Genomic DNA, 19,744 nt, shown 5'->3' with positions numbered 1-19,744 from the left:
ACCCGGAGTACCGGGTCAGAGGAGAACATGATGAACAAAAACTGGACCAGTGCGCTGGCCCTCGCGGGCATCCTGATGGCGGCCCCAGCCCTTGCCGGTTGCACCGCGGATGCCGCCCCCGAGCAGGCGCAGGAGGTGTCGCTGCCGGAGGGAATCCCCACGGACTTCCCGATTGCAACGGGCACCCCCATTGCGGCGGCGACGCTGGGCAGCTCCGGCTGGTCAACAACCGTGACCGTGCAGGATGCTGACGCTCAGCAGGCGGCCCTCGACGACCTCCTGGCGGACGGCTACGTGCCGCACGGCTCGGACGACGGCGATGGCGCACACCGCATCTACTCGCTGAACAACGGCACCAACTCGGTGACGCTCACCCTCCGCAGCGAGGACGACACGTACCTCGTTGACTACAGCTTTGCCCCGATGAGCCGCTAGGTTCACGGGTGCGGCTCAGGTGCCGCTCGTCCCGCCAGCAGAATGGTGATCATTCGGCTGGTGTGGCGGGCGGCACTACGTGTATAAGGGGATGCGCCGCTACAGCGTGTTGAGCGGGTGCAGCACCCAGGGCGACAGTTCCGGGTCTTTCTCCAGCAGGCGTCTCAGGGTGGTGAGGATCTCGGCGGGGTCGCCGCCGAAGCAGAAGCTGCGGCCCACGGCGAGGGAGAGGGCGTAGCTGCGCCAATCGTTGAACTCGGTGTGTACCTCCGGCACGAGCGCCCCCAGGATCTCCCAGACTTCGGCCTCGTCTAGGTAGCCGAGCGCGAAGGATTGGCGGGTGAGCGCGGCGGCACGGTCGTAGTCCCAGGCGGCGAGGGTGGGGCACCCGCGGAGGTCCTGCTCGGCAAAGCCGAAGCGCTGCGCCGCCGTGAGGAGTTGCCCGTAGGAATCGTTGAGGGGGGCCGACTGCCCGGCCTGGAACGCGCGGTACTTGTCGGCGTAGGTCTCGCGGGCCCCGGCATCCACGAGCCAGACGATGGCGTCGCGGGCGGTGTGTGCGTCAACCACGTTCCAGGTTTGCTGAAGGTGGGCGGCCAGTTGTTCGCGCGGGGTGCGGAGCGCGAGTACAAGCGGTGTGAAATCGGCGGCGGCGATTATCGCGGCACCGAGACCGAGTAGACGTTCCTGCGCAGGTTGCACACGGTTCTCGCCAACGAATCGCTTCAGCTTTTTGCTTTCAAACACCGGGGCTCCTTGGGATTGTGGGTAGATCGACCGACGTGGCGAAGACTCGGGGATACCTCGCGCCCGTGCGCCGCCTCGCCGGGGGGGGTGAGGATGCGGTGCGGTCAGAGTCGGCTGGATTGTTCGGGTGGGATTTCTCCCCGTGGGTACGCCGCGGGCGGGAGGTGACCACCGACGATTCGCGTGTCAACGGGGGGAGCAAACACTACACAATCTACTACACGCGGGATGGCGGCCTAGGGCCCTGTTCGGGACTGGATGATAAATATCATCGTTATCCTGGTGCTTCTCATTGTTGCTCTTGTATTCGCGAGCCCAGCGCTGGATTCGTTGGATGTGCGCTGGGTGACGTCGCGTAGAATCCGCGGAGCAGGTGAAGGGAAATCGAAGTTCCGTATCAGCCTGGCGAGTTATTGTACATACTCGTGAGTGCAACGATATAACCCTGGCGGCGGGTATTACGACTAAGGATATTGAGCAGCTCACCGCGTCCTTTACCCCCGGCGAAGCCTATGAGTTTAAAATGGGTTGGCTTTCGCAACGGGCCGCAACGGGTTTTCCGTTCTTCACCCCAACGGCAACGGATTTTCGGCAAGACGAATCAGGAGAATAGCGTGGCGGTAACACCCGTGGTTGGGTGGGGATGAGGTGGAGAGGTCTTCGGCCGCTGCGATGGTGGTGGCGTGGGGTAGTCCGAGGTCTTCTGTTGCGCGGTCAGCGGGAGACCTTCCATCCGGAAAGTCTCGATACCTCACCAGACCGATGCCGCGCGACCCCGACCTAACACTCTCAACCTCGAAGAACCTGTTTGCCTCGCCGTAGTTTTTGTGACCATTAAATAGCCTGTTGAGGGTGAATTTTTGTCACGAGAAAATTTCAGTTGAATGAATAATATTCAGATTTTCCCCAGATCAAACAACAATTTTCATATTTGTTTTACTTCTGATTCGCTATTGGGCATAATTTTGTACTGTTTCTCTGCTGTATACGCTGTACGCGAAGGCTTTCCCCGCGCTGTGCGGGTGAAAACGTCGTTATGTTGGAGGTTTATTGATGTCACGTGTATTGTCTACCGAGCAGGCGAAGACCGCTATCCGTCAGATTCAGTCGATTGTGAATGGTGGTTTCACCGACCAGATTTCGCAGTTGGATGCCCAGGGACGTATCTTGTCTGACCAGAACGTCTGGGATGGCCCGCTGGCTTCCACGTTCCGTGGCTCGACCTGGCCTGAGACGAAGGCAGCCCTGGATAAGGCTAAGACCGAGCTGGAGCAGCTTCGCACGCAGCTCGACAAGATCTCGCAGGACATCTTCAGCGCCGGCGGCGGCGGAGCGTAAGCGCCCGTGGGTGCGTCCCTGTCCACAGACCGGCCCGGCGCGGGTTCCGTTGGTGGATAGGGACGCTTTTCTGGGGGTAGACGCACAGGTGTGCGCCCGGCAGTTCACCGCTGGGAATGTTTTTGGGGTGTAGAAAAGGGTTTGGTCGATGTCTGATATGCACGGTAGTTCTCCGCTGGTTTACAACTACAACACGGCCGACGGGGTGGTGGCCGCGTTCACTAACGCGGCCACCACGCTGGAGGGCCAGGCTGCGTCCCGTGCCTCGTATGTGAGCACGGGAAAACAAGACTTTCAGGGGTACTTTTCAGACCTTTTCACGACGAACGCCTCGACGGCGGCCACGGATGCCACCCGCCTGGCCGAGTCGCTGCGTGTGGTGGCGACCTACGCGCAGGAGCTGAGGACGGCGGCTGAGGAGGAGGACGCCCGGCGGCGGCGTGCCCGCGAGTGGAAAGAGCGTCAGGACAGCCGCAACGTGTTTGAGGTCATTGGTGACGCTTTCACCGGCGGTGAGGATGCCCCGACGGAGAAGGCCGCGCCGGAGCCGCGCCACGATGCCCCGGCTCCCGCGGCCGGAACCCGGGACACCCCGCAGCCGACATCCGGTGGCGGTTCTGGCGGGGGAACGTCGTCGGCTCGACCGAGTAATCTGCGCTCGTTTGCCACGGGCATCTCCGGTCTTGACGAACTACTGAGTACCGCCCCCGGCACGTTGCGGGGTAAGTTGGCCGACTTTGCGGCGCAGTGCAAGTGGGGAACGCTTGACGGGTCGGGTGTGGTGACGGCATACGAGAGGTGGTTGGCGGCCAACGCTAATGACAGGCGGTGGGCGACCACTCTTGCCGATGCTTTTGCTGCTGCCGGTGGCGAGGGGAACGTCTCGTGGGTGTCAAATGCGGCGCTGGGTTCGGCGCTGGCAGGTGCCGGGGTTGATGCGTCCAGGTCAAGCCTGCAGATTGATCCGCCGACGGCCTTTGGCGCGCCCCCCACGACGGGATTCTCCATGGACCCGGTGAACACGTCAACGGGTAACTTCATTGAGCCGGAGGGAGACCTGCGCTGTATCGGTGGATCTGCCTCTCTCGCCCTGTCTCGCATGTATAACTCCCTGAACCCTGCGGCTGGCCTTTTTGGCCCGGGCTGGTCGTCAGCGTTGGAGTCGCAGGTGACCCTCACCGACGAGGGAGCCTCGTGGCGAATGGATGACGGGCGTGAGGTTCATTTCCCGCGCGAGGGTGCGGGCTGGGGTCGCGGTGCGGGCGAGAACTTCTGGCTGTCCCGGGAGGCGGGCACACGGGTTTCTCCGTTTGTGAATCCTGATGGCGGTGCCGTCCTCGTCGTTCGAAACAACGTTGGCCTGTGGTGGGCGTATACGCCCGGCGGGGTGTGGCTGGGGTCGGGTTCCGAGTCGGGAACCGCCGTGCGGTCCGTGCGTAACGAGGCGGGTGTCATCACTCGGCTCGAACACGAGCGTGGCCGCTTTATCGCGGTGGAGTATGGTGACGGCCGGGTGGTCGTGGCCCGGGCATCCGACGGACGCCGGGTGGAGTATGTGTATGACGATTCCGGGCGGCTCGTTGAGGTGCACTCCCCGACGGGGGTGCGCACGTACCGGTGGAATGACGCCGGTCTCATCGAGGCTGTCGTGGGGGCCTCCGGCGTGGTCGAGGCCCTCAACGAGTACGACGATTCGGGCCGGGTCACCCTGCAGGTCTCCCCGCACGGTCGGCGGGTGCGTTTTGCGTATTTGCCGGGCCGCGTCACGGTCGTCTCGGATGAGGACGGGTCCCGCTCGAACTCCTGGATCGCCGACGCGAAGGGCCGCCTCGTTGGTGTGCTGGACTCGGACGATAACCGCCAGTCGATGTCCTATGACGGGCACGGCAACCTGGTGTCGTCGATTGCCCGCGATGGCGGCGTGACGGTTCACGCGTATGACGCCCGTGGGCGCAGGGTGCGCACGGTCACGCCCGAGGGCGCGGATATCACGTATGGCTGGGATGACCTCGACCGGGTGACCACCGTGATCACGGAGTCTGGCAGCGTTGTTGACTACGAGTATTCCGGTGATGGCCGAAACCCGTCGGTGATTCTGGACCCGTTGGGCGGGCGCACCGAGCTCACGTGGGCCGGTAGCCTCCTGACCCGCGTGGTTGACCCGGTGGGCGTGAGCGTGTCGTTCTCCTACGACGAGCACGGTGATGTGTTGGCCACGACCAATCACAACGGCGACAGCGCACGGATCGTGCGGGATCAGGCTGGACGTCCCGTGCAGGCGGTAACCCCGGGCGGCAGCGTGACCCGGTTCACCTACGACGCTGCGGGTGTGCTGGCATCTCGTGAGGGGCCGGACGGTGCGCTGTGGCGGTTTGAGCACGATAGTGCGGGCCGGGTGAGCGCGATTGTTGATCCGCTGGGTGCCCGCACCGAGATGGAGTACGGACCCACCGGCGACCTCACACGCACGACGGACGCGCTGGGCCGAGTCATCGAGCGGTCATTCGACGACCTGGGCAATGTCTCCGGTGTGGTGCTGCCGGATGGTGCCCGCTGGGGGTTTGCGCACGACGCGCTCTCCCGCGTGACGGCGATCACCGATCCGGGAGGTAACGACTGGACGCGTGAGTACGGCCCCAACGGGATGCTCAGCGCGGTTGTGGACCCCACCGGGGTGCGCATGGAGGCGAGCACCGATCGGGCCGCGGGCACGGGTGCCCTCACGGATGCGTTCGCCTCGCTGTCCTTCCAGTTTGACGAGTACGGCCGCCCCTCGCGGATAGAATCTGCCGACGGCTCGGCGGAACTCGCCACGTACGACGCCGCAGGACACCCCGTCGAGATGTTGGATGGGGAGGGTGGCCTCACGCGCCTGGAGCGGGATGTCGCGGGCAAGGTCATCCGGGTCACCTCTCCGATGGGTGCGGTCACAGTGTTTGAGTATGACGGCTGCGGTCGCCCGTGGAAGACGATTGATCCGCTCGGTGCCGTGACGACGCTGTCGTACAACGCCGACTCCCGTGTGCAGTCGCGTACGCTGCCCACCGGCGAGGTGGAGTCCTACACCTATGACGTGGCCGGCCGGCTGGTATCGCGGGTGGTTCCTGGGAGGGGCGTCGCCCGATACGCGTACGACAAGGTTGGGCGGCTCACCCACTCCCAAGACACGTTCTACGGTACCCGCCGCTTCCGCTACAACCTCGCCGGTGAACTCGTTCAGGTGGTCAACGGTGTCGGCGGAAAAACGGACTACGAGTACGACGCCCGTGGCCGCCTCGTGCGCATCACCGACCCGGTGGGTGGGGTCACGACCCGAACCTACACCGAGACGGACAAGGTTGACTCGGTCACCGACCCGCTGGAGCGCGTGACCACGGCCACCTATGATGCCGCCGGGCGGCAGCTGTCACAGACGGATGCCGACGGCCACACAACATCCTGGACCTATGATGCGGGTGGCCGACAGGACACCGTCAGTATCGACGGTCGCCTGGTATCGACGGTGTCGCGGGATGTTACCCGCCGCCGGGTGGCGTTCACCGACCACACCCGGGCCAACGATCAGCCCGTGGAGCACATGTTGGAGTACAACCGGCGCGGGCAACTTATCCGCCGCACCCGCGGCGACGCCGAGATGCGCTGGGAGTATGACGCGGATGGTCGCCGGGTGGCGTTCACCGACCACACCGGCACGCAGACGAGCTACTCTCACGATGCCGCCGGCCGAGTCACGAGCGTCGCTAACCCGCAGGTGGGTGAGGCGTTCTTTGCCTACGACGCGGCCGGGCGCCCCACACGCTCGCGGGCGGGCGATCTCGCCCAAACGTGGGAGTACACGGACGGGTGGCTCACCACACACACTCGCACCGGCGCGGACGGTGCCGACGTCACGCTCATCGGGCGGGATAACACGGGCCGGGTCACATCCGTGACACACGATGCCACCACGACATACCACTACGACGATGCCGGGCAGCTCGTCGAAACGACGACCGACAACGGTACGGCCCGGGCGTCCTGGACGTATGACGCGGGTGGTCGTCTCCTCACCGAGCGTGGCGTGGAGGGTACCGAGCGGCACTACACGTACGACGCTGCCGGGCAACTGCTGAGCGTCACCAACGGCAAGACGACCAGCACGTACTCGTATGACGGCTCCGGTCGTCGCACCCGGGAAACACGCACGGACGGCTCCGGCTGTGACTACGCGTGGGACCCCCGCGGATACCTCACCCGCATCACCGCCACAGACAACACCGGATCAACGGCGAGCCTGCACGACCTGTGGGTTGATGCCACGGGCGAACTCGCCAGCATTACCGCAACGACCCCCGAGTCGGATTCTTCAGCGCGGGTGCCGGTGTGGTGGGATACCGCCAGCGTCTACCCCACCCTGGTCGGGGCAGGAGACACACAGATCCTTCCCCTGGTGGGTGGCGTGACCGGTATCGGGGATACCTGGACAACCCCGGGATGGCGCGCCACCCGAGCAACGGATACCGCCGACCCGTGGGCCACAATCGGTGCCGCCGGGATGCCTGCTGTACCCACCGCCGGTACTTCACCGGCGGGCGGCGACCCGTTGGTAGGGTTGCTGCCGGCCGGGGTGGATCTCACCGCGTCCGGTGGGTTGAGTGTGGGTGGTCTGGAATGGCTGGGTGCCCGCACCTATGACCCCACCACCCGCGGATTCCTCTCCGTAGACCCGCTGGAGCCTGTCACGGGTGCGGGATGGTCTGGGAACCCCTACGCGTACGCCGGTAACAACCCTGTCGGGTTAACAGACCCCACCGGGCTACGCCCCGTCACCGATGAAGAACTCGCGGCGTATAACAACGCGAATAACGGTGCTTTCGCGGCTGCCGGCGAATGGTTAGGCGATAACTGGGAATACCTCGCCGGCGGTGCGATGGTCATCGCCGGTGGTGTCCTTATTGCCACCGGTGTCGGCGGGCCACTGGGCGGTGCGCTGCTGGGCGCGGGTGTGGATGCGATTATTCAGAAAGCGACCACGGGTAGTGTTGACTGGGGCCAGGTCGCGATTAGTGGTGTCTTTGGCATGGTCGGTGGCGGTATTGGTGCGCAAATCGCGGGCCAGGTGGGGGAGGCTGTCGGTTCTACGGCGTACGCGTTCCTCACAGGGCCCGGACCGCACACCCTCGAAGGAGCCGCTGCAAGTCTGGGTACAGGCCTCGCAATGACGGTTCTCCCGGGGGGTCTGGGTAGGGTGCTGCCACCCGCAGCGACCCGACCACTCGGAGACCTACCCACCACACCCAGTTCATCAGGTCGTACCACGTTTTATACTGCACAGGATGCACACGATGCGGCACGGCTTCATAGCGGGGGAGAGCCATGGCCAACTGCTCCCCACAGGGCACACTTTGGGCCTGGTGTATACGCGTGGGGTACATATGACGATGCTGCCGCCTACGCAGGACGCAGGCCAGATCGTGACGTGTTGTCGTTCTCGGTCGATAATGAGACGCTATCTAATTTCAACCAAGCTCACATCTCCCAAATGAGCGACGAGCAATCTGGAGGATTCATGGAAAGATATAGTCAACTTTGGGATGGAAATCCGGATCATGGCCTTGACTATATCACTAGGCCAACGGATTCAATGACGGAGCACTATTTCTCGTCAGATGTAATGGGTGCGCTAAGGTTCGACCGATGAGAATTGAATCGAACTATCTGTATAGAGTAATTCGTGCATCGTGGGGCATCCATATATCAGCGAATGGTAGTGCAAATATATTCGATTCAGAAGCAAATCTGGCACGCGGCGAGTTTCGGTTTCACGTTGAAGGCGACTGTCTTCCAGGCGTACGGAAAGCCCTAGCCTTCGGAGCGGCACTAACCATGTCTCGCATTTTGCAGGAAGTCAATTATGCAAATGTGGATATTATTATTAATAATATTGTGCATAGTGATGTTGATTTTCAGACCGAGGGTGCCGTTGCGCTCGCTATTCGGCTCCTGGAAAAAATGTTCAACCTTGATGAGAGCGAGATAGATGTCCAATTTGATCATGATCTGAATCGGTATACATTTCCCTGGGACCTCTCAAAGCTTGGTTCGTTCTGGCTCGACTAGTGTCGTGATCGCTGGACAGGTTGGTGAAGCTGTCGCTTCTACCGCGTATGCGTTCCTTACAAGGCCGGGGCCACACGCCCTCGAAGGTGCCGCGGCCAGTCTGGGTGCAGGCCTGGCCATGGCAGTCGTGCCGGGCGGTTTGGGCAGAGTGCTGCCGTCGGGAGCCACGCGACCACTTAGCGAACTAGCAACGACGCCAGGAAGCGCGCCGCGTGTATTCACAAATCTCGCACCTGACGACGTACCACGGATGAATGGTATTGATTTTGTACAGCCAGAGCGACTATCACGTGTTACAACAAGTTTTAACTATATAGTTGATACTGACGGTCAGCTTCTAATTGCTGGGCAAAGATATGGGCACATAGACTTATCAAATGGGGCCGATGTTCTCGCAGCAGGAGAATTCAAGCTACTCGATGGTACTGTAATTAAAATTAACAACGCATCCGGTCACTATAAGCCCTACGGTCCCCATGCCCAAGAAGCATTTGCAGATTCTGTATTACCGGTAAAGCCCGGCTCCTATTACGAGGTAAATAGATGAAAGAACTCACTAGTGATGGAAACGTAAGGTTCGAAAGCCTAGTTTCGGATATCGAGAGAGTAGCACGAATCGCCGCTGGTGCCAGTGAGTTCGAATACATGCTGGTAAAGTTGCTGCAGCTATTGGAAAGTAATACTGTGGACAGAGAAGTAGTAATTTCTACTTTCAAAAGACTAGCGTCGGAGTGGCCGCATGGGGCAATTGAAATGCTTGAGTTTACAATGAGAAAACTCCAATGGCCTGAAGTTCAGGCGGCGTTAGAGATCTATCAGGAATTTGGCGCAGATTTTAGGTACAGAAGCCTTGCGAAAAAGGCTCTGCTGGTCTATGAAGAAGTTTGGGAATATAGCGACATGTATGTAACTTATAGATGAGCTCGTCCTAATTGACTGGTCGTCAACCCGCACGTGAGTGAGGCGTTCTTTGCCTACGACGCGGCCGGGGGTGCCATAAGCTCGCGGGCGGGGGATCTTGGGAGTGTGGATTTAACGGTGTATCCGGCTCAACACGCCAGGCGGTGAGCTTGGCTGGAAGGGAGTCGTTATGACGGCGACACTGGATGCTGTGAAAGATACGGCGATCACTGCGAAAAGAACGAGATTTCCGAGGCTTATGTGGCTAAAGCCCGGCTCCTATTTTGAAGTAAATCGATGAAAGAGCCGGTGGCGTCATAGCGTGGTGGCAATGGGAAGGGGTGTTGCTACCACGCTATGACACCACCGCGAGCTTGCAGGAGAGATCGAACAAGAAGAGTCTGACGATGAGTGGTGGAAACTAAACGCATACCGGAGCTAAGTGAGATGAAGACCAACAACGATGCTTTCGCGGTCGCCGGTGGTGTCCTTATCGCCGCAGGTGTTGGTGGGCCGCTCGGCGGTGCGCTCCTGGGCGCGGGTGTTGACGTGATCACACAAAGCTGGCACGGGCAGTGTTGACAGGGGGCAGCTCGTCACAGCGGGTCCAGCGCTGGATCCGCTGGGTGTGGTCTGTATGACGTGTCACGTAGAATCCGTGGAACTGGCTGATGTCGGGCTTTCGGCGTGTGGTGCTGACCCGCGGGGCCGCCCCCGGTGAGGGACCGTGGGTGCGTCTTCACCAGCCATTTATGGCATCGCGAGAACCGCTTTGCTTCCAGGCACGCACCGTTCCGCATCCGTCAGCGCACTGGCGTAGTCTTCGAATCTGACCTCATGCACCCGCGGCGGGAGCAGGGCTCCGGTGGTCAGGTCGGTGAGCACCGCTGAGAGCGTGTTGCGGTAGGCGGCGCGACGTGCGGCGACAATCAGGGGGATGGAGCACACGCGTTCGCTCGGGTGCGCGTGCCGTCGAAGAGTCGCCGACACGAATCCCGCCAGTGTCGCGCGTTGCGGATGTCGGTGTGTCCCGTCGAAGGCGATACGGACGATGCGCCCCTGTGGGGAGACCGCGCGGTGCAGTTCGCGACTTCCGGTGTGGTCGATTGCGCCGACGACACCCCCTCCCGTCGCCTCGACGAGCGCATTGATCCAGTCGGGATCGCGATAGTCGAGCACCCGCGCACCGAGGGCTTCGGCCCGCTGCCTGGTCCGTGGGGATGCCGTGCCGAAGACCGTGAGGCCGCGCGCCACAGCGAGTTGTGTGGCCCAGCCTCCGACCGCGCCTCCGGCACCCTGCACAAGAATCGGGCCGTGCGTGGTATCCAGGGCGTCAAGGGCGAATTGAGCGGTGACCCCGTCCAGGGGTGCGGTGGCCGCGGTCGCGGAATCAAGCCCGTCGGGAACCGGTACGAGCAGCGACGGAGCAACCGATAGGAGCGTTGCGTGCGCTCCCATGCGCGGCAGGATTCCCGCCACGCGCTGCCCGACCGATAGGCGGGGGTGGCCCCCCGCCCCCAGGTGCTCAATCGTGCCGATGAGGTCGTACCCGGGCACGAATCGCGGGAACGGCTGTAGGAGGTACTTGCCCCGAATCGCTGTCAGGTCTGTGGCCCCAACGGAGGCGTGGGTGACGCGAACCACGGCGCGCTTCGTCACGGAGCGCCGCCCGGGGGAGCGGGTGGGAACTGTCGGGGGGTCACCGAAGCGGGTGACGCGCATCGCCTGTGGTGCTGGCAGTACCTCAGATGGGTGACATATCATGTAGTTCAGCCTACAGGAAATAGATGATATGTCACATACTTCTGAGCAGGATTCGGTGCTCGCGTTTGCCTTCGAGCTCAAGAGCCTCGCCACTGAACTCAATTCCGCCCTCGCCGCACGGTTTCGCCCGCTGGGCCTGACCGGCGTGCAGGCCGAAGCGATCATCGCTCTTGACTCGCTCGGGCCGGTGACGCTCAAGGAACTCGCGACGCATCTCGTTGCGGAGTCGGGACATCCGAGTCGCTTGGTTTCTCGACTGGTTGACGACGGGCTCGTGGCTCGCACCGTTTCACCCTCGGACGGCCGTGCCGTGGTGCTTAAGCTGACCCAGCACGGACGTGACCTCGCCGCCAGGGCTCGCGAGGCACGCCAGCCCCTCGTTGAGGAGTTTGCGCACGCATGTGACAGCCGCCTCAGCGAAGCGGTTGATCTTCTGCGGCAGCTGCGTCGCACCCTCGCGGAGCGCTGACGTGGCACGCTGAGACGGTTTGTTTGTGAATCAGGTGTTCGCACTCAACTTTTTCACGAAGCAACCACCGCTTAGCTTATGGAACGCCTCAATTTTATTAAGCTTCTAAGAACGGACAGCCGCTGTGAGCTCATCGACCGCTATCGCCCCTCATTAGACCCGAAGCGGAGTACTTAAAGCGGCAGTCCTTGTGGCCATTGGCTCGGTCGGTATCCAGATTTCGTCGGCGCTGTCCGCTGGGCTTTTTGATTCACTCGGTAGCTACTCCGTAAGTTCCATAAGAATGTTGATTGCTGCGTTTGTCTTGCTGGTGGTTTTTCGTCCGAAGATAAAGCGGGTCACCAAAAAAGACTGGGTAGGGATAACGCTTTACGGCGCATCAATGGCAGTAATGAACCTTGCCCTGTATGCCGCCATAGATCGTCTTCCCCTGGGAATTGCCGTATCACTTGACTTTCTTGGACCCTGTGCAATTGCGTTGCTTGCGTCGAAGCGGTTCAAGGAAGGTGCGTGTGCTGCCGGGGCCCTCCTGGGTGTGCTGCTCATTGCTGGACCAGGCGGATACTTCAATATGATTGGGTATCTTTTTGGTCTTTTAGCTGCGACTGCATTTGCCGTTTATACATTTTTTTCAGAAAAAGTGGGGAAGTCTGAGGGGGTGTTGCTAACCTCGCGCTCTCGGTTTCGGTAGCTGCGGTGCTGTCTCTACCTTTCGGACTGCCAAAAATTGCGGTTGTTACGTCGAATGAGTGGCTTGTGCTGGTTACTTCTGCAGGTATCGGTGTCGTCATTCCCTACGCGGTCGATACTCTGGCGGCGAGAGTGTCGTCGGCTCGCGTTGTTGGAACGCTCTTCAGTATTGACCCTGTGATGGGGGTCTTGTGTGGGTATCTGATGCTTGGGCAACATATTGATCGTGTTGCGCTCATCGGCATTTTTATAGTTGCTGGATCTGGCGGGCTACTCGTGTGGATATCTGGAGATAAAGGTGGCCACCTGAAAGCTAAAAGAGATATCAGCGACAACGAGGCCCAATAAAAACGGGGCGCGGTCGCGGTCTACGCGTCGATAATGGTGCTCTCGATATCCTCGTCAGACGGTTCTCCCGGGGATGCCCCCGCGCCGTACACCGCCCCCGTATCGCCCTCGGCGCTCTCCCCGTCACGGCCTGGGTCGATTCCTGCCGCCACGCGTACCCCGTGTCGGGCATGAAACCCCCATCCATCCGCAAAACTGATGCACGGTCCCGTGTCCGAGTGCAACCGCCCCTGCTCGTCCAGGCTCATCTGCGTGGGCCGCTCGCACAGGATCGCCACGTCACGCAGCGCCCACCACAGGGGCACGTTGCGCATCACCTCGGAGTGCCCGCGCCAACCGTCGAGCCCCTCCACCCCCAGCCGGGTGAGGGCATCCCACAGCACGGAGGCCCACACCTCCTGATGATCATCCGCCAGGAGCGAGCGCCACAGGACCAGGTCGCCCTCAAACGAGGCCGACCGCGAGGTGGCCACGGTATCCGGCAGCTGGTGCAGCAGCATCCCGGTGACTCCCGAGGCGATGGCCTCACGGGCCTCGACCCGGGCCGGGTCGAGAGCACCAGGACCTTCCAGGCTGCCCGCGTGGGCACGGAGGTGTTCGGCAACGGCCCCCTCTACCGTGCCCCAGATGCGGGACCAGGCCCGGGATGCCGGGCCGTCCGCCAACTCGCTGACGATGGTCTCGACGGTGTTGGCCACTCGGTTGGCGATGACCAGCTCGGTTTCTTCCCACATCCGATCCCACACGCGACGGTAGATGCGGTGTCCGGCCAGGGGCACCCCGTCGGCGATGAGACCGGGCACCATCGCCTGGGCGTAGATCCCGGCGAGCGGTGAGGGCACCCAGAGGATCGTGCGGGGCGGTTCAAGACCGAGGTCACGGTAGGCGTGTCGCACGCCCTCCTCTGCCGCGGCGCGGTCGGTGGGGACGGTTGTCTGGGCGTGACGAATCCAGTCGTTCCGGGTCTCGGCGAGCACCTCGCGCTGGGCGGGGCTGAGGTGAGTGAGTATCATGCGCGATCAATTCTGTGAGAGCGGGTCGAGCGGGAGGGCCTGCCCGCGGCCAGAGCCGTTCCCGCTGTGCAGTCTAATCGCATCCACTGTGGGGGATCGCTGGGAGCCGGTTACACAACCCCCGTGGTCCCGAGCAGACTTCCGATGGCGAATGTTGCGGCCAGAGCGAGCGCGCCGCCCACCACCACGCGCACGGTGGCACGCATCTTTGAGCTACCGCCCAGGTGCGCCCCCACCGTGCCCGTGAGCCCGAGCGCCAGCAGTACCACGACAAACGTGAGCGGAACGCGGAGGTTCTCGGGCGGCAGCAGGGCGGTGAGAAGCGGCAAGACGCCACCGATGGTGAAGGCCACGGCCGAGGCAAACGCCGCGTGCCAGGGGCTCACCACGTCATCCTCTGAGATGTTGAGTTCGGCCGAGAGGTGCGCGGCCAGGGCATCGTGGGCTGTCAGCTCTTCGGCGACCGCCCGTGCCGTTTCGGAGGAGAGGCCCTTCGCCGCGTAGATACCGATGAGCTCCTCCAGCTCTTCCTCCGGCATCGTCTCTAGCTCCCACTTCTCCTTGGCGATCAGCGCTCTCTCGCTGTCGCTCTGGCTACTCACCGAGACGTATTCGCCGAGCGCCATGGAGATGGCCCCGCCCACGAGGGCGGCCATACCGGCGGTGAGGATGGGGCCGCTCGCCGTTGTCGCGCCGGCCACACCCACCACAAGCGCCGCCACCGAGATGATGCCGTCGTTGGCCCCGAGCACGCCGGCCCGCAACCAGTTGAGGCGCTGAGCGGTGCCCGCGGTGTGCGGCTCGGCGGGGTGTTGCGAGTCGGCGACCTGCGAATCGGCCACCTCCGAGCTGGCGCGCTCCGACGAGGTGGCGGGATGCTGTGGTTCGGTGGGAACGGAATTGTGCGTAGACATGCCCCCCAGCACACCACATCCCCGGCACGCACGCTAGGCAGGCCAGGCATCCCATAGCCGAGCTCAGCACGCCCTTAGTGCATACCCGGCTCACGCGAGAATGCGAAAAAGCGAGACATGGCCGGGGTGTCACCGCTAGGTTGTGAGGTGTGGCCACCTCACGATTCACTGCGACTCGGCCTGCCCGCTCCAGCGTTGTAGCGGTCATCGAGCCTCGGTATGACGTGGGATAGCGGATCGGCAATAACGCCGCAAAGGAGGGGGATACTCATGAACGACGCCACTCTGTGGGCGGTTAGTCTTGCCATTGCCCACCTGGTGATCTGTCTGGTGGCCGCCGTGCTCATCTCCATGAACCGGCGGCCCACCTCGGCGATTGCGTGGGTGCTCGCGATCATTTTCGTTCCCTACCTGGGCATCCTGTTTTTCCTGCTGATTGGCGTGGGCAAGCTGCCGCGTCACCGGCGGGCTCAACAGGCCGAGGTCAACCGGCTCGTGACGGAGCGCACCGCGGGCCTGAGCACCGTGGGCAACTCCGGCGAGTGGCCGACCTGGCTCGGTTCACTGGTGCGACTCAATCGCGAGCTGGGCTCCCTGCCGATGGTGGGTGGTAATCGGGTGCGCCTGCTGCCCGATTACGTGGGCTCGATTGAGGCCATGGTCGCGGCCATCGACCGGGCTGAGTATTACGTGCATGTGGAGTTCTACATCCTGGTGCACGACCAGACCACACACCCCTTCTTTGAGGCGCTGCGCCGGGCGTGTGAACGCGGGGTGACGGTGCGGGTGCTCTCCGACTTTGTGACCGGCTTCCAATTTCCGAATCGACGCGAGACCCGGCGTCTTCTGCGCGAGATGGGGGCCGAGTGGCTGCCCCTGCTGCCGCTCGTGCCGTGGCGTGGTCAGTGGCAGCGGCCCGATATGCGCAACCACCGCAAAATTGTGGTGGTGGACGGGTACACCGGATTTATGGGCTCACAGAACATGATTGATTCGAGCTACTTGAAGAAGAAGAACGTGCAACGCGGCCTGCACTGGCACGAGCTGATGGTGGAGGCGGAGGGCCCGATTGTGCGCGAACTGAACGCCGTCTTCCTCACCGATTGGTACAGCGAGTCGGGTGAACTGCTGCCCATCGACACGACTCCTGTGGTGTTCTCGCCCCGCCCCGAACTCGTGGATGCCCAGGTGGTACCGAGCGGCCCCAGCTTCGACAACGACAACAATCTGAAGCTTTTTGTGGCGCTGATTCACCAGGCCGAGCGGCGGATCAGCATCACGAGCCCCTACTTTGTACCCGACGAGTCGCTGCTGATCGCGCTCATCACGGCCGCGGCGCGGGGGGTGGCTGTGGAGCTTTTCGTCTCGGAGGTTGCCGATCAGGTGCTCGTTTATCACGCGCAGCGCAGCTACTACGAGTCGCTGCTCGCGGCCGGGGTGCGCATCCACCTGTACCGTGCGCCGACGGTGCTGCACTCCAAGCACTTCTCGATTGATGATGAGGTTGCGGTGATCGGCTCATCCAACATGGATATCCGTTCGTTCGCGCTCAATATGGAGGTCTCGATGCTGGTGCACGGCCGCGGGTTTGTGACCGCGATGCGCGCGGTGGAGGATGACTACCGGCGCGCGAGCATCCCGCTCGACCTGGCGGAGTGGGTGAACCGACCGCTCCGGCAGAAGGTGGCCGATAACCTGGCCCGGTTGACCTCCGAACTCCAGTGAGCCGTGCCGCGGCAGTCGCGTGCCGGGGCGGTACAGTGGGCACAACATTTGCGAGAGGGGACGCAGCATGAACGGCATCCTGGCGGAGCTGTTTGCCCTGAGCCTGGGGGTGGCGATCAGCCCGGTGCCCATTATGGGCACGGTGCTGCTGCTCGTCTCGCCCCGCAGCGCGAGTGCGAGCGTGGGTTTCGCCTTCGGCTGGATCAGCGGTATCGCGGTCGCCGTGACGGGGTTTACGCTGCTCGCGGCGCTCATCCCGGTGTCGGCCGCGGCCCGCGAACCGGCCGACGCGCCGCCCGTCTGGGGCTACCTGCAGATCGGCTTGGGGGCCGCACTCATCGTGGTCACGCTCGTGCAGTGGCTGCGCCGCCCCCGGGACGGTGCCGCCCAGCTGCCCCGCTGGGTATCGGCTGTTGACCGGCTCACCACCGCGCGTGCCGTGCTGATCGGGTTTGTGTACTCCGCCCTGCGGCCCAAGAACCTGCTCATCGCCGTCGCCTCTGGTGTGGTAATCAGCGCCCCCGGGCTGAGCCTCGCGGAGCGTATCGTGGCGATTGCTGTGTACAGCGTGCTCGCCTCGGTCACGATTGCGGCACCCATCATGGCGTACTTCTGGGGCAACCGACGGGTGGAGGCGGGGCTGGAGACGCTGAGCGACTGGTTACTGCGCTACTCCGCCGCCGTGACGAGCGTGGCGATGCTGATGCTCGCCGGTATCCTGCTGTGGAGTGGCCTCACCCACCTGTAGCCGGATATTCGGCGCGGCGATCACAACGGATCGTGACGATGCTATATCGCTCGGCACCGCGTTTCTGTCACAATAAGTGCAGAGCGGGTCGCGGGGGTCCGCCGGATAAGAAAACAGCACCGCAACACACGGGTGTGTTGTCGGGCGTGAAAGGTTACTGATGACCACACAGACTGTTTCACACGCACCGGCCGGGTCCGAGGCAGCGGCCTCCTGGCTGCCCATGGTGGTCGTGGTTCTCACGCAGATCCAAGCCTCCTTCGCGGTCAACGCGCTGACCGTTTCGATGGCCGGTATCACAACCGACCTCGACACACCCGCCACCTCGGTGGGTACCGCGATTACGGCAGGCACCTTTGCCATGGCCGCCTTCATCCTGCTGGGGGCCAAGCTGGGGGCGCGGTTTGGCACACGCCGCGTCTTTCAGATTGCCGTGGTGATCCACGCCGCCGCGATGGCCGCCGTGGCGCTCAGCCTCACCCCGGCGATGCTCTTCATCGCGCAGGCCGCTTCGGGAGCCGTTATTGCGCTCATCGCGCCGGCCCTCACGGTGTTTATCGCCGCCAACTTCCAGGGCGAGCAGCGGGCCAAGGCGATCGGTTTTCTTGCGGCGGCTATCCCCGCCGCTGGGGTGCTGGCCCTGCTGATTGCGGGCACCTTCGCCTCAACAATTGGGTGGCGCTGGTCGTTTGCGCTGGTCGCCGCCATCGGCATGATTAACCTGCTGCTGAGTTTCCGGCTGAAAGCCATTCCGGCCCAGCCCCATCTTGTGATCGACTGGGTGGGCGCGCTCATCGCGGCCGTGTCCATCATCCTGCTGAGCTTCGGCTTCAGCGGACTCAACTCCTGGGGTGTTGTGCTGGCCACGGACTCCGCCCCCTTCGCTATTCTGGGGGTCTCACCCGCGCCCGTCCTGATCGTGCTCGGGCTCATCGCGGGCCAGCTCTTCTTCACCTGGCTGCGTCGGGGCCGGGATACCGGTGCCCCGCGCATCTTCGACCTGCGCGTGCTCGCGACCGGTTCCGAGCGTGCCGTCACGATGTGCATGTCCGCCATGCTCTTTGTGGGCACGGCAGCCAACTTCCTCATCCCGCTGTACATCCAGGTGGTGCAGGGGCGGTCGAGCTTCGAGACCTCGATCTCGGTGATCCCGTATACGCTGTCCATCTTCCTGTCGAGCACATTTATTGCCCTGCTGTATAAGAAGTTCACGCCGCGCCTGCTCGCCCGGGTGGGGTTTGTGGTGGTCGCTGCCGGGCTGATTATCCTGGCGTTCACAATCCGTAACGAGTGGGAGCAGTTCTTCGTGATCGTGGGGCTCATCACGCTGGGCCTCGGCCAGGGCTCAATCGTTGCCCTCGTGTTCAACACCCTGCTGTCGGCTGCGCCCAAGGAACTGGCTGGCGATGTGGGCGCGTGGCGTGGCCTGGTGCACAACGTCTCGGGCAGCGTGGGGATTGCGGTTGCGAGCGTCTTTGCGGTGGGGATGCTGGGCACACTCATTGCGACGAGTGCCGCCGAGCATCCCGAGTTGCCGCCGGAGCTTATCTCGGAGGTGAACATCGACGACGTCAACTTCGTCACCAACGAGCAACTTCTGGGTGTGCTGGGGGAGACCTCGGCCACGGATGCCCAGGTGGCGGCTGCGGTGGAGGTGAACGCCGACGCCCGACTGCGCTCCCTCAACATTTCGCTCCTCGGGCTCGCGGGGGTTGCCCTGCTCGCAATCGTGCCAGCCGGGCGGATGCCGGGTCGCCGCGAGGACGAACGGGAACTGGAGAACGAAGCCCCGTCCGCGGGCGTTGCCGCCCAGTAACCTCGGGGTTACCGGGTGCGTGTGAGCGTGCCGATCTTTTCGTTCGTGTCGTTCGACACCGTGAGCGTGTCGCCATCAACCGTGGCGCTGCGGGCCGCGGAGAGCCACAGATCAACGCCATCGCAGGCCATCAGGGTGGAGGCCGTCTGGTCGAAGGTGACGGTGTCACCCTCCTGACTCCAGGTGCCGCTCAAGCGGTTGCACCCGTCCGAGCCGCTGATTGTGCCGCCGGCGTCAACCACGAGGAACGGAGTGTTCTGGGCCTCGGCATCGCCCCAGGTGCCGACCGGGTCGCCGGGGTCGGAGCTGAGGGGGGCTGCGCATCCGCCGAGGAGGAGGGCGGTAGCTGCGGCCAAGACAACAATCAGCGGTGTTCGGTTCATGTCGGTAGGTTACTGCAGCGTTGGCCACCGCGGCGCGGGTTCGGCAGAGAAGCGGAGAAATTTTTTTACCGAACACTCGCGCCAGCGGGCTCCCGTGGGTAGCCTGGAAACACATACTCCGCATTCTGGTACGGAAAGAGCCAGAATCAGGTCGGCGCAGGGTAGCGCGGACGGGGTGTATTAAATCGGAGGGGGTACCGCCGTGACGCACGTTGTTGTTGCCGATCGGAGGATGCTCCGTGGGGTGAATTCTGTGGGTGAATTTTTCGCAGCCCTCGTCATAGTGACCGAATCAGTGGGCAGGATATCAACTAAGACGTGCCGACTCGGTGCCGAGGGGGAATCGTGGACACAC

The 19,744-nt window shown here is 62.9% G+C and carries 17 protein-coding genes; 11 read left to right on the top strand and 6 right to left on the bottom strand.

The annotated features are described in order from the left end of the window. The first annotated feature begins 27 nt into the window (after positions 1–27). Positions 28–435: a DNA polymerase III subunit chi gene (locus FB466_RS08780; protein ID WP_141917682.1), complete on the top strand. Its 408-nt coding sequence runs from the start codon at positions 28–30 to the stop codon at positions 433–435. Positions 436–534: 99 nt separating this feature from the next. Here the strand turns inward: FB466_RS08780 and FB466_RS08775 are convergent, their stop codons facing one another. Next, positions 535–1,182 (bottom strand): DUF1266 domain-containing protein, encoded by a 648-nt coding sequence (locus FB466_RS08775; protein ID WP_170206088.1) that lies wholly within the window; start codon positions 1,180–1,182, stop codon positions 535–537. 1,053 nt (positions 1,183–2,235) lie between these two features. Between FB466_RS08775 and FB466_RS08770 the strand changes: the two genes are divergently transcribed. From FB466_RS08770 to FB466_RS08755, 4 genes are all read left to right on the top strand, one after another. After that, entirely contained in the window at positions 2,236–2,520 is a 285-nt protein-coding gene (locus FB466_RS08770; protein WP_141915348.1) for a pyrophosphorylase, read from the top strand. Positions 2,521–2,668: 148 nt separating this feature from the next. Further along, on the top strand, positions 2,669–8,200 hold the full coding sequence (locus FB466_RS08765; protein WP_141917679.1) for a DUF6531 domain-containing protein: 5,532 nt from the start codon (positions 2,669–2,671) through the stop codon (positions 8,198–8,200). Further along, positions 8,197–8,619 carry a hypothetical protein gene (locus FB466_RS08760; RefSeq protein WP_141917677.1) on the top strand — a complete coding sequence of 141 codons (423 nt, stop codon included), beginning with the start codon at positions 8,197–8,199 and terminating at the stop codon, positions 8,617–8,619. Before FB466_RS08765 ends, FB466_RS08760 begins: the two co-directional genes overlap by 4 nt. A 543-nt stretch (positions 8,620–9,162) precedes the next feature. Beyond that, positions 9,163–9,540 (top strand): hypothetical protein, encoded by a 378-nt coding sequence (locus tag FB466_RS08755; protein ID WP_141917675.1) that lies wholly within the window; start codon positions 9,163–9,165, stop codon positions 9,538–9,540. A gap of 417 nt (positions 9,541–9,957) precedes the next feature. Here FB466_RS08755 and FB466_RS13890 read toward each other — a convergent pair whose 3' ends face one another. Then, entirely contained in the window at positions 9,958–10,089 is a 132-nt protein-coding gene (locus FB466_RS13890) for a hypothetical protein (protein ID WP_281285167.1), read from the bottom strand. A 180-nt stretch (positions 10,090–10,269) separates the two neighbouring features. Beyond that, positions 10,270–11,283, bottom strand: a complete 1,014-nt coding sequence (locus tag FB466_RS08750) for a quinone oxidoreductase family protein (protein WP_170206086.1) — start codon at positions 11,281–11,283, stop codon at positions 10,270–10,272. 28 nt (positions 11,284–11,311) lie between these two features. Here FB466_RS08750 and FB466_RS08745 point away from each other — a divergent pair, with 28 nt between their 5' ends. From FB466_RS08745 to FB466_RS13630, 3 genes are all read left to right on the top strand, one after another. Next, entirely contained in the window at positions 11,312–11,752 is a 441-nt protein-coding gene (locus FB466_RS08745; protein ID WP_141917671.1) for a MarR family winged helix-turn-helix transcriptional regulator, read from the top strand. Between the two features lie 190 nt (positions 11,753–11,942). Beyond that, positions 11,943–12,443, top strand: coding sequence for an EamA family transporter (locus FB466_RS13635; protein ID WP_211344793.1), 501 nt, complete (start codon positions 11,943–11,945; stop codon positions 12,441–12,443). 5 nt (positions 12,444–12,448) lie between these two features. Continuing rightward, entirely contained in the window at positions 12,449–12,790 is a 342-nt protein-coding gene (locus FB466_RS13630) for an EamA family transporter (protein ID WP_211344792.1), read from the top strand. 20 nt (positions 12,791–12,810) lie between these two features. Here FB466_RS13630 and FB466_RS13500 read toward each other — a convergent pair whose 3' ends face one another. Then, entirely contained in the window at positions 12,811–13,803 is a 993-nt protein-coding gene (locus FB466_RS13500; RefSeq protein ID WP_170206085.1) for a DUF6745 domain-containing protein, read from the bottom strand. Between the two features lie 110 nt (positions 13,804–13,913). Then, positions 13,914–14,717 (bottom strand): VIT1/CCC1 transporter family protein, encoded by an 804-nt coding sequence (locus FB466_RS08725; protein WP_211344791.1) that lies wholly within the window; start codon positions 14,715–14,717, stop codon positions 13,914–13,916. Between the two features lie 270 nt (positions 14,718–14,987). Between FB466_RS08725 and cls the strand changes: the two genes are divergently transcribed. The 3 genes from cls (at position 14,988) to FB466_RS08710 (ending at position 19,006) form a co-directional block, all read left to right on the top strand. Continuing rightward, positions 14,988–16,442: a cardiolipin synthase gene (cls, locus tag FB466_RS08720; protein ID WP_141917666.1), complete on the top strand. Its 1,455-nt coding sequence runs from the start codon at positions 14,988–14,990 to the stop codon at positions 16,440–16,442. A 67-nt stretch (positions 16,443–16,509) separates the two neighbouring features. After that, complete coding sequence (locus tag FB466_RS08715; RefSeq protein WP_141917664.1) at positions 16,510–17,190, top strand: GAP family protein; 681 nt, start codon at positions 16,510–16,512, stop codon at positions 17,188–17,190. 160 nt (positions 17,191–17,350) lie between these two features. Beyond that, complete coding sequence (locus FB466_RS08710; protein WP_141917662.1) at positions 17,351–19,006, top strand: MFS transporter; 1,656 nt, start codon at positions 17,351–17,353, stop codon at positions 19,004–19,006. 8 nt (positions 19,007–19,014) lie between these two features. On the opposite strand, the gene FB466_RS08705 is transcribed toward FB466_RS08710, so the two are convergent. Beyond that, positions 19,015–19,389, bottom strand: a complete 375-nt coding sequence (locus tag FB466_RS08705; RefSeq protein WP_141917661.1) for an META domain-containing protein — start codon at positions 19,387–19,389, stop codon at positions 19,015–19,017. Between the last annotated feature and the right edge of the window lie 355 nt (positions 19,390–19,744).

The sequence above is a fragment of the Klugiella xanthotipulae genome (genome assembly GCF_006716695.1).
In the GTDB taxonomy this organism is placed as follows: domain Bacteria; phylum Actinomycetota; class Actinomycetes; order Actinomycetales; family Microbacteriaceae; genus Klugiella; species Klugiella xanthotipulae.
This window is presented reverse-complemented; position numbering and strand designations above follow the sequence as displayed.